Raw genomic sequence first — 9,119 nt, 5'->3', positions numbered from 1 at the left:
AATCGTGAGGTCGGGGGATCGAGTCCCCCTCCCGCTACTCACTTCCTCCCTCACCAGGGCATATAGCCCGGTGGGGGAGTTTTTTTATTGCCCAATCGCGGCCAGGAATGCGCTTACGATGCGTTTTGGAACCAGGAGTCGAGCACGCCCACCACTCCACGAGGCCCAATGTTGAGCCGCTGCACATAGTGCTTGGCCGTCACCCCGATCTCCGAATGCCCAAGCTGCTTCGACGCATTGTCGAGTCCGTCGGCACCGTAGATGGTCGTAGCCACAGTCTTACGAATTGACCGCGGCACCACCCATTCCAAGCCAGCCAATTCCCGCACCTGCCGGAAATGCACACGGTACGACGACGGGTTCCGCCACGTCCCCATCTCGGACGCAAAAACGGCCTCAGACTCGGCCCGATACTCTCTGTCGGCGAACTGCCGGCGTAGGGCGTCGACGGCAATGGACGGAAGGTAGAGGACACGCTTCGACGTCTCCGACTTCGGCGCCGGTTTCCAGATCACACCGTGCCCCTTCTTCCCGGTCACTGTCCCCATCACGGAGACGGTGGGCACGTCGGCGTCGAGGTCAATGTCTTGCCATCGAATGCCGAGTAGTTCACCTGTTCGCACGCCGGTGCCGAGCATGACGTCGATGGAGTCGAGAATGTCGCGACGGTACGGGCGGAACGATTTGTGTGGGGTCGCCTCCCACTGTCGGGCGGCATTGCGCAGCGCTACGACGTCGGCATGCGTCATGGCTCGCACGTCCCCGGCTTGGGGTTTGATTGTTGCCACGCCGAGTGCAGGATTCGTCGGCAGGGCATCGAGGCGCACCGCGTCGGCGAAGATGTGACGCAGCACCGTCCGAGCTTGCTTCGCTGTAGTTTCACCGTGGGCGTCGGCGATGCGGCGCACGCCCTTGTCGAGCTTCCCTGTCGTGCACTCGACGAGACGGAGCATGCCAAGGTCGGCTCGGATCCACTTCACCGCTGCCGTATAGGTCGCCACGGTCGACGGCGGATGCTCGTCGGAGTTCTCCCACCTCTCGAACCAGTCGGACGCGAACGACCCCAGTGTGGTCGTGCTGGATACTTCACCCGCGATCGCCTGTTCGCGTAGTTCGGTGAGGTGCTCGAGGAGTGCATTGCGTGCTGCTTCCTTCGTGGCACCACCCCGGAACCTGGGGACAGTTTTGCCGTTCGCGAGGCGGAATCGTGCGGTTGCACGGTAGTTGCCACGTGTTCCAGAGATGCTGATATTGCCCCATGCGCCCACGGGGATCGGTATGCGTGCCAAGTGTTTATCCTTCTAGATGGTCGCTTCCCTGAGTCGCCGGAGCCGGTTCACGAGGCTGGGGTCTTCCCATGCGGCTTCGGGGTCGTCGATGAGCGTGTTGAGGATCTGAAAGTAGGTGGTGGCGGATACTCCGAACCGTTCTCGGATCTGGTGGTCTTTCGGACCGCCGTATTTTGGGTATTGGTGTTCGAGTTTCAGGATCCGCCTGCCGAGGTCATCCATGCCGTGCTGCTCCGATCAGTTTCAGTAGTGCCTTCTCGTGAGGGTGGAGGAACCGTAGACGGTCCTCAAGTACGGACAGGACCACCCATAGTTCGTCGGCGCATTCCTCGGCAGTGTGTGCCCAGCGGAAGGCGTCGACCAGTGCGTCCCAGTGGATGAGCTTCTGCGCGGTCATACGTCTGGCCGCAGCTTCCTCTTTCGGGTCAGCGCAGGACGTGTGCCCGAGGTCGATGTGCGCTTGCTCGTGTTGGACGGCGCAACGACGTTCTACTTGCAGGAGCCCGTCGTCGAGCCAGATAGCGTTGGTGCCGTTCGTTGCGGCGATTCGAGCGTCTGGGAATTTCGTGGAGTGCAGCACAACGCCGTCGCCGCGCTCCCGTAGTTCCCTCCATGGATGATGCATGACTGCACCATATGAGGCGGCGCTGACATAAGTAGTTCAGCAGGTGGCGTCGGTGTCTTCGATCTTCCATTCGCCGTCGTCGACGCCGGTCTGTGCGGACGCTTCGGCACCGACTGCGCCGCGTGCCTTCGCCAGGACCGTGCCGTCGGCTTCGCAGGTGATGCGCACATAGTAGCCGCCGTCAGCGTCCCAGCGGTCCTTCTGTGCGTCGTCGATGATCGACTGGTATTCGTCGGCGCTGTAGGCGGAGGGGACGGTGATCGTTGACCAATCACTGTTCCCGCCGTCCTGCGCCACCTTGTAGTCCTTTGGCCCAAATTCGGCCATCGTTACGACGACGATGAGAACGACGACCAGGACCGCGAATGCCCCGATGATGGCGGCAGTGATCCGCAGGCCGCGGGCGTGCTTCATTCGTTCTCCTCATCGTCTGTGACGTCGGGCCGTTCGGCGTCGGCGTCTTGTTCTTCTCGGATCTTTCGGCCACGGTTCGGCGCCTCGAATGCTGCCGTGTCCTCGGCGGCGGGCGGGTCTGTGAAGTACGGCGTTTCGTGGAGCCGGCGCACGTTGTCGGTGCGTCGCCGTTTCTTCTCCTCGGTGAAGTCCACCGCGAGCTGTTCTTCTGCCGAGTTCCCCTCGGCGTCGTTCATGGAGGTGGCACTGTGTTCACTGCCATCACCTGCCTTCTCAAGATCGTGTATCCGTCGGTTTTGTTTCACGAGCACACGGGCCAATTCGATGAGGACTCGGCGCTGGTCTGCGTCGAGCGTGTCAACATCTGGCGGTAGCTGGTCCGCGATCGGAGCCAACGGGAGAGGCAGGCCGGCGACCCGGTACGCGGTTTCTTTCGGTACGCCGGCCAGGAAGGCCAGTGCGTCGATGGTTTCGCGTTTCGGGGTCGACATGTATTTCCCAGCGAGGATGTTGTCGAATGTCGTGTACGACAGTGTGAGCTCGTGTTTCGCAGCTTCTCGTCCCAACGCTCGTCCCCGTTTGCCGTCGTGGCGTTCGGTGGCGAGCTGGGCGAGATCCTGCAAGGTGCGGAGTTCGTCTGCCATGGCTTCATCCTCGTTTGGATTGTTCTACTGGTTCAACTGTTATGACCAGTGGTTCGTACAAGTCAATTGTCAGTTTACGGCTTAGTTCTAGGGGATTTTGGGGATGGGCTTGACAAGTGAGTGGTGAATGAAAGAGACTCTACTTGTCAAACAAAGTTGAGGAGGACAGAATGGTTATGTACCAGATCGCAGGGGGCACCCGGGCGAAGCAGCGCAAGCGGCCACGTAGCCGATATTTGAGGGAGGTTTACATGCGGCCTATCAATCGCGAACGACTCGCGAGACGGAGGGTCGAGGCCGGTTTCACGCAGAGGGAACTCGCCATGCTGTGCAAGTGCACGCAGGCCGCCATCTCCGCATTGGAGACAGGCGCCATGGCGAACTGCTCGGCGGACCTGGCGAAGCAGATCGCACGTCGCCTCGATCGTGAATTGGAGGAGTTGTTCCACTCTCACGATGGTGCTCGTGTGCACAGAGTGACAAACGCAGTGAAATCCAATCAGCAAAGTGACCGCCTCGCGGCATAAGAAAAGACCCGTATCTGCGCGAACAGATACGGGCCATGATCCAGAAAGGACCACTCACATGAACCACAATATCAGCCCAACCGGAGATGACCTCCGAGATTCAGGGCAGACCATCGTCACCGCAAATGATGCGGTCGAAGCGAACGCCGGGAAGATCATCCGGGCAACGCTCCTCCGCTTCATCGAGAAGGGCCAGCAGTTTTCAGCCGATGAGGTCCGTGAAGAACTCGAAGCCAACGACCTCGTTGCCCGGGCCATGTTCAAGCGCCCGAACCTTCTGCCCGCCATCATCGGTGCCGCATCACGCAAGGGCTTGATCGAGCCCATCGGCATTGTGAAGCCGACCCGGCCATCCCGGCACTCGAATCGGAACCTGATCTGGCGGGCCACAGCGCAAGGGCAGGCGGCGGCATGAGCACCACGATCGTCAGCTTCGATTGCGGCGCGGGGATCATCCTCGACGGCCAGACAGTCGCGAACGTCATCGAAGATCACGCCCAGCTCTGCGGTCTCTGCCCGGACATGCGCACCGACCACGAGAAGCAGTTGGACGAACTCCACCAGAAGAACTGGGAGGCCCGCGTCGATGCGGCCCTCGCTCAAGCAAAGGAATCAGCATGAACCACTCACTCGGCAAGTGCCACCTACAGGCCGCACGACGCGCCTTGCACGCCTCGAAGATCAGCGTCGACATTCTCGAAGGGTCAATCGCCCGTGTCTGGACTTCCAGTGCCTACTCGGACAGGTCAAGCGATCAACTCGACTTCGAGGCCGCGATCTCCGGCGACGACCTCGCCCGGATCAACGCGTTCGAACCTGCGGATCCGAACCTCAAGTCGATAGGCGAACAGCACGGCCTCTGGTCCGACATTCGCCACCATGCAGGGCGGTGGGCTGCATGATCCGCCTCGACACGCTCCGCACCACAAAGCAGGTCGCCGAGCAGTGGCAGTGCTCCGAGCAGCACGTCAACCGGCTCCGCAAAGCCGGGAAGCTCCCAGCGATCGCCATCGGCGGCACCTACCGCTACCACCCAACAGATCTGCAGAAGTACCTCACAGAACAGAGAGGGAAGGCGGCATGAAGAACTTCACAGCCAAAACCGCGGCGGCGAACTTCATTCGCTCCGACAACACCATCGACCTCGAGTTCCAAACCACTGCAGGTGAACAGGTCATCATTTCGATCCCTGCCGGAGTGGACTGCGACCTACTCGAAGGCGACAGCCACGGCGACGGGAGTCTCGAGTCCGCTGTCGTGGATGCCAGCTACTACCGGAACTGCGGGGTAGCCGCATGAGTCACAACCCTGTCCACCGTAAGCGCCGCATCTGGTGGCTGTACGTGCCGATCATCGTGGTCGCGACCATCACCTATTTCCTCAGCTTCAATCACACTCTGACGCTCAACGGTCTCGGCTTGCTCGCCATGATCGTCGCGTTCGGCGGACTGGCCGCCATAGTCAAGGAAGGTTCCACGCTATGAGCTACACATATTCAGTCGACAGCGAGACCGACGAAGCCGCATGGCACGAGGCACGTATGCGCACCGACGACGGGCAGATCGTCGTCACCGCGTCCGAGGCCGCGATGCTCGCCTCGGGTGGGACGGGCGTGTGGGCGAATCTCCGCGCCGAGAAGGCCGGGGCGAAGCGCAGGTGGACCGGTAACGAGTTCACCGTCTGGGGTCACGAGCGGGAGCCGGAGATCGCGGCAAGCGTGACCGCACTCTATCCCCAGCTTGCACATAACTCACGTCTGGTCATCCAGGACGCCGACCCGCGTTGGCGTGCCACCCCGGACATGATCGCCACCGTTGGCAGCTTGCTCTGCCAAATCAAGACTGCTCTGTGGAAGGGCTCGAAGTGGGAGCGGACGGACGTCCCGAAGTCCTACGTCGATCAGATGCAGTGGGAAATGTTCGTCACCGACACCGACGTGAACCTCCTGGCTGTCGAGTTCTACGACGAGATTGAACCGGGCGTATTCGTCCCTCACTTCCTGTTCGAGGATCCGCACATCATCGAAATCGTCCGCGACGACGACCGTATCGCCGAGCTCGTCGCCATCGCCGAGCAGTTCCAGTCGATGGGGGAGCCAGACACGCTCGACATTTTCCTCGCCGACTATGCCCGAGCCCATGCCCGGGAGAAAGCGGCGAAGGCCGAGAAGGACGAAGCGCGGAAGCTCATCGCCAAGGAGATCGCCGAACGCCCCGGCGGGAAGTACGTCGGCAACCTCGGATCCGTCACGCAAGGGCAAGACAAGACCGAGACCATGACCGTCCTCGACGAGGCCCGGCTTCACGAGAAGGCCCCCAAGACATGGGAGCGCTATGCAATCCAGCAGGAAAAGACCACGAAGGGGAAGTTGACCATAACCCCCGCGAAAGAACAGGAAGCAGCAGCATGAGCACAGAAATCGCAATCACCAACCCGGCAGCAGCCATGAGCATCAGCGAGAAGCAGCAGTACGCCGAGCTCCTCGCCCAGGCATCACTCCTGCCGAAGCAGTACCAGCGAAACCCCGCGAACGTGCTCCTCGCCATGGAGCTCGGCCAGTCACTGTCGATCCCGCCGATCCAGGCGATCAACGAGGTCCACGTCATCGAAGGCAAGCCGTCCGCGTCGGCGAATCTCATCGGCGGGCTTGTCCGTCGTGCCGGCCACGTCCTGCGGATTCGTGTTGATCGTGACGCCATGCAGGCGACCGCGCAGATCATTCGCAACGACGACCCCGATTACACGTTCGAGGTCACGTGGACGATGGACGACGCGAAGCGGGCCGGGTCGACGAACAAGGACAACTGGAAGAAGTATCCGATCGCGATGCTCAAGGCCCGCGCAATCACCGAGGTTGCCCGCGAAGCTTGCCCCGAGGCGCTGATGGGGATCTCGTACACCCCGGACGAGCTCGGCGCTGTGGTCGACCAGGACGGCCATCCGGTCAACGTTGCCGCGAATGCCGCGCCGATGCCGCGAGCTCAGGGATCGAAGCAGGCCGAGCGGGCGAACACACCTGCCGCGTCTGGTCGCGACTGGCTCGCCGAGCTCGACGACTGTGCCACGGCTGAGGCTGTGCGAACCCTCTACCGGGAATGCAGCGCGGCGCGGGAGCTGACGAAAGAGATCGCCGACCAGATGAACACGGCGGGCGCCACGTTAGCCGCGACCGAGAAGCAGGACGAGGAAATCGTCGACGGCACGCTCGTGGACGATGACGGCGTGATCCAGGACAACGCGGCATGAGCGCCAAGAAGCATAAGGAGCGCCTGACCTGGATTCAGCGAGTCAGGACGTGGGAGATCGGAGATATCCACCCCGGCCCCATGGCTCCTGTCTACAAGTCCTACGTCGAGCGAGTGGACAAGCGGGTGAAGGATGCCGCCGATTCCCTTGAGTACAGCGACCGAATCCACCTTCACCCGTGGAAGCAGGGCCTTTGGGTGAGCGCGAAGACCGGGCACACATACCGAGGGAATGGCGGCAAGGAGCGCGACGAATGGGCGCTTGAGCAGGAGGGCCCGTGGATCCTCGTTGCCGAGGTCAGCGCGGAAAACCTTGTCAGCACCTATGACCTTGAGCGGGCCAACGAGCACGCCATGCGGCTGCAAGGTCTCATCGAGCAAATCAGCGAATCAATCAATCAGGAAATCAAGGAGCAGTAACCATGGCAAGCGAAACAATCATCACCGTAGTCGGCAACCTCACCGCGGATCCGGAACTCCGGTTTACCCCGAACGGCGACCCGGTAGCGAACTTCACGATCGCATCCACACCTCGCATGTTCGACCGTCAGTCCAACGAGTTCAAAGACGGGGCCACACTGTTCCTCCGGTGCTCGGCATGGAAGAAGCTGGGCGAGAACATCGCCGAGTCTTTGCAGCGCGGCTCGAATGTCGTTGCTCAGGGTCGCCTCAAGCAGCGCGACTTCGAGACGAAGGAAGGCGAGAAGCGCACCGTCGTCGAACTCGACGTCGACGAGCTCGGCCCGAACCTGCGCCGAGCGACAGCAGTGGTTACGAAGAACCAGAGCGGCGGCGGCTTCGGTGGACAGCAGGGCCAGCAGCAGGGCGGCAACTTCGGCAACCAGCAGCAGGCACAGCAGTCGAGCGGATGGGGTAACAACGCATCGCAGGGATTCAGCGGCGGCAACGATGAGCCACCGTTCTGACCCACGGTTCGGTGACGACTGGGCGGGCGCTATCTGCGCCCAGGTGGGGTCGGTGGAGGCGGAACGCATGTTCTTCCCCACCGGCTCCAACCAGGGGGACCGCGGGATCGCCATGTGCTTCACCTGCCCACTCCGCGAACCCTGCTTGGACCTCGCCCTACGCGAAGAACGCAGCCTAACCCACAACGACCGGTTCGGGATCCGCGGCGGACTCACCGCACCACAACGAGCACAACTCGACTAATACAACGACCGGAGGGAGGCGGCATGACCGCCATTGACGTCCTGCTCTCAATCTTCGACGAACTCGCCGCACAGTCCCCTCATACCACCTGCCCGCACTGCGGGTGGTCATGGACAGGTAAGGGCTCGTACCCACTAAGCGGGCACATCGAAGGATCAAACGGCTGGGCATTCGGCGCATCCGAAGCCGGCAGGTGCGAGAACCAGAAGATCTACCTGTACAGGGTCGGCGCCCAGCATCATTTCGGTCTGCGCCTCCGCGACGATGAACCGAACGTCACATACAAGAACGATCTTCTCGGCGTGATCCTCGAAGCGAAGCAGCGCGGATGCACGGACAAACAGATCCAGAAAGTCCTCACGAAGACACGAAAGTTATGGAGAAGGAAATGACCACCCCGAATTGCACCGTCGAAGGGTGCACGAATCAGACACATGGACGCACTCACTGCGCCACTCACCGCGACCAGATACGCAAAGGCTTCACCCCCGGGGAAGCACCCGACCGATACGTCGATGCCGGCACCGTCCGTCCGCTACTGCTGGACCTCAAGGGCAAGCACAGCATGGCTGACTTGGGTCGAATGCTCGGATGTACTCCGCGCACTGTCGCCCGGGCGGCGCAGCCGGACACGGTGAAGATCAGCCGCACCCTTGCCGAGGGCATCCGCTTTGTGTCCGGTGAGCACTTCGAGCCTGTCGAACCGATCCATCGAGATAAGACAGGGATCAGTGGCCCAGAGACAGCCGAGTATGCGAACACACCGGAGGGGATGGCGTTCATTGCTGAGTGCCGCCGACCAAAGGCCAGGAAGGCGATGGCGGCATGACCGAGCTCATCGTCGATATCCACAAGGACATGTGGCAGACCGCGAACGACCGCACCCACTGGGCACGGAAAGCCAAGCGCACGAAAGCCGTCAGACTTCTCGCGAACATGACCGCTCGGTCCCAGAAACTCACCGTCCCGACACCATGCATCGCGATCGCACAGATCGGATACTTGGCAGCCGACAAAAGCCGGGTCGACGTCGACAACGCCCAACCAACACTCAAAGCAGTGCTCGATGGCATCACAGACGCAGGCGCATGGGCTGACGACGACAGCAAGAGCGTCGGAGAGATCTCGTATCGCCGGGGGCCGCGGTCGCCAGTGAAGGACCACTACCGCATCCACCTCAAGTTCATCGACCAGCACGTCCCATT

At 61.6% G+C, this 9,119-nt stretch carries 20 protein-coding genes; 15 read left to right on the top strand and 5 right to left on the bottom strand.

Annotation, left to right across the window (positions count from 1 at the left end; all coding sequences use genetic code 11):
- Positions 1-113: 113 nt before the first annotated feature.
- The 5 genes from FO013_RS21945 to FO013_RS21925 are packed head-to-tail and all read right to left on the bottom strand — an operon-like array spanning position 114 to position 2,972.
- A complete protein-coding gene (locus FO013_RS21945; RefSeq protein ID WP_143924692.1) occupies positions 114-1,289 on the bottom strand; it encodes a site-specific integrase in 1,176 nt (391 codons plus the stop codon).
- A gap of 12 nt (positions 1,290-1,301) precedes the next feature.
- Entirely contained in the window at positions 1,302-1,511 is a 210-nt protein-coding gene (locus FO013_RS21940) for a DUF3263 domain-containing protein (RefSeq protein WP_143924691.1), read from the bottom strand.
- On the bottom strand, positions 1,504-1,914 hold the full coding sequence (locus FO013_RS21935) for an ImmA/IrrE family metallo-endopeptidase (RefSeq protein ID WP_143924690.1): 411 nt from the start codon (positions 1,912-1,914) through the stop codon (positions 1,504-1,506). Before FO013_RS21935 ends, FO013_RS21940 begins: the two co-directional genes overlap by 8 nt.
- Before the next feature lie 36 nt (positions 1,915-1,950).
- Positions 1,951-2,328: a hypothetical protein gene (locus FO013_RS21930; RefSeq protein ID WP_143924689.1), complete on the bottom strand. Its 378-nt coding sequence runs from the start codon at positions 2,326-2,328 to the stop codon at positions 1,951-1,953.
- Entirely contained in the window at positions 2,325-2,972 is a 648-nt protein-coding gene (locus tag FO013_RS21925; protein ID WP_143924688.1) for a hypothetical protein, read from the bottom strand. Before FO013_RS21925 ends, FO013_RS21930 begins: the two co-directional genes overlap by 4 nt.
- Positions 2,973-3,142: 170 nt before the next feature.
- On the opposite strand from FO013_RS21925, the gene FO013_RS23415 reads away from it, so the two are divergent.
- The 15 genes from FO013_RS23415 to FO013_RS21855 form a co-directional block, all read left to right on the top strand.
- Positions 3,143-3,499 (top strand): helix-turn-helix transcriptional regulator, encoded by a 357-nt coding sequence (locus tag FO013_RS23415; RefSeq protein WP_143924687.1) that lies wholly within the window; start codon positions 3,143-3,145, stop codon positions 3,497-3,499.
- A 58-nt stretch (positions 3,500-3,557) separates the two neighbouring features.
- A complete protein-coding gene (locus FO013_RS21915; protein WP_143924686.1) occupies positions 3,558-3,914 on the top strand; it encodes a hypothetical protein in 357 nt (118 codons plus the stop codon).
- Positions 3,911-4,120 (top strand): hypothetical protein, encoded by a 210-nt coding sequence (locus FO013_RS21910; protein ID WP_143924685.1) that lies wholly within the window; start codon positions 3,911-3,913, stop codon positions 4,118-4,120. Before FO013_RS21915 ends, FO013_RS21910 begins: the two co-directional genes overlap by 4 nt.
- Positions 4,117-4,401: a hypothetical protein gene (locus tag FO013_RS22580; RefSeq protein WP_186293272.1), complete on the top strand. Its 285-nt coding sequence runs from the start codon at positions 4,117-4,119 to the stop codon at positions 4,399-4,401. Before FO013_RS21910 ends, FO013_RS22580 begins: the two co-directional genes overlap by 4 nt.
- Positions 4,398-4,583, top strand: coding sequence for a helix-turn-helix domain-containing protein (locus tag FO013_RS22575; protein ID WP_186293271.1), 186 nt, complete (start codon positions 4,398-4,400; stop codon positions 4,581-4,583). The genes FO013_RS22580 and FO013_RS22575 overlap by 4 nt, the downstream gene beginning before the upstream one ends.
- Positions 4,580-4,798: a hypothetical protein gene (locus FO013_RS21900; RefSeq protein WP_143924683.1), complete on the top strand. Its 219-nt coding sequence runs from the start codon at positions 4,580-4,582 to the stop codon at positions 4,796-4,798. The genes FO013_RS22575 and FO013_RS21900 overlap by 4 nt, the downstream gene beginning before the upstream one ends.
- A complete protein-coding gene (locus FO013_RS21895) occupies positions 4,795-4,983 on the top strand; it encodes a hypothetical protein (protein WP_143924682.1) in 189 nt (62 codons plus the stop codon). Before FO013_RS21900 ends, FO013_RS21895 begins: the two co-directional genes overlap by 4 nt.
- Positions 4,980-5,909: a YqaJ viral recombinase family protein gene (locus FO013_RS21890; protein WP_143924681.1), complete on the top strand. Its 930-nt coding sequence runs from the start codon at positions 4,980-4,982 to the stop codon at positions 5,907-5,909. Before FO013_RS21895 ends, FO013_RS21890 begins: the two co-directional genes overlap by 4 nt.
- Positions 5,906-6,745, top strand: a complete 840-nt coding sequence (locus FO013_RS21885; protein WP_186293270.1) for a recombinase RecT — start codon at positions 5,906-5,908, stop codon at positions 6,743-6,745. Before FO013_RS21890 ends, FO013_RS21885 begins: the two co-directional genes overlap by 4 nt.
- Complete coding sequence (locus FO013_RS21880) at positions 6,742-7,164, top strand: hypothetical protein (protein WP_143924679.1); 423 nt, start codon at positions 6,742-6,744, stop codon at positions 7,162-7,164. The genes FO013_RS21885 and FO013_RS21880 overlap by 4 nt, the downstream gene beginning before the upstream one ends.
- Before the next feature lie 2 nt (positions 7,165-7,166).
- Positions 7,167-7,670, top strand: a complete 504-nt coding sequence (locus FO013_RS21875) for a single-stranded DNA-binding protein (RefSeq protein WP_143924678.1) — start codon at positions 7,167-7,169, stop codon at positions 7,668-7,670.
- A complete protein-coding gene (locus FO013_RS21870; protein WP_143924677.1) occupies positions 7,654-7,914 on the top strand; it encodes a WhiB family transcriptional regulator in 261 nt (86 codons plus the stop codon). The genes FO013_RS21875 and FO013_RS21870 overlap by 17 nt, the downstream gene beginning before the upstream one ends.
- A gap of 23 nt (positions 7,915-7,937) precedes the next feature.
- A complete protein-coding gene (locus tag FO013_RS21865; protein WP_143924676.1) occupies positions 7,938-8,306 on the top strand; it encodes a hypothetical protein in 369 nt (122 codons plus the stop codon).
- On the top strand, positions 8,303-8,743 hold the full coding sequence (locus FO013_RS21860; protein ID WP_143924675.1) for a hypothetical protein: 441 nt from the start codon (positions 8,303-8,305) through the stop codon (positions 8,741-8,743). Before FO013_RS21865 ends, FO013_RS21860 begins: the two co-directional genes overlap by 4 nt.
- On the top strand, positions 8,740-9,119 hold a 380-nt coding region (locus FO013_RS21855), incomplete at its 3' end, for a RusA family crossover junction endodeoxyribonuclease (RefSeq protein ID WP_143924674.1). The genes FO013_RS21860 and FO013_RS21855, both read left to right, overlap by 4 nt.

Origin of the sequence: Brevibacterium aurantiacum (assembly GCF_007558825.1) — a bacterium.
Lineage (GTDB): Bacteria > Actinomycetota > Actinomycetes > Actinomycetales > Brevibacteriaceae > Brevibacterium > Brevibacterium aurantiacum_A.
Note: the sequence above shows the minus strand (reverse complement) of the source record. Positions and strands in the feature narration are given on the sequence as shown.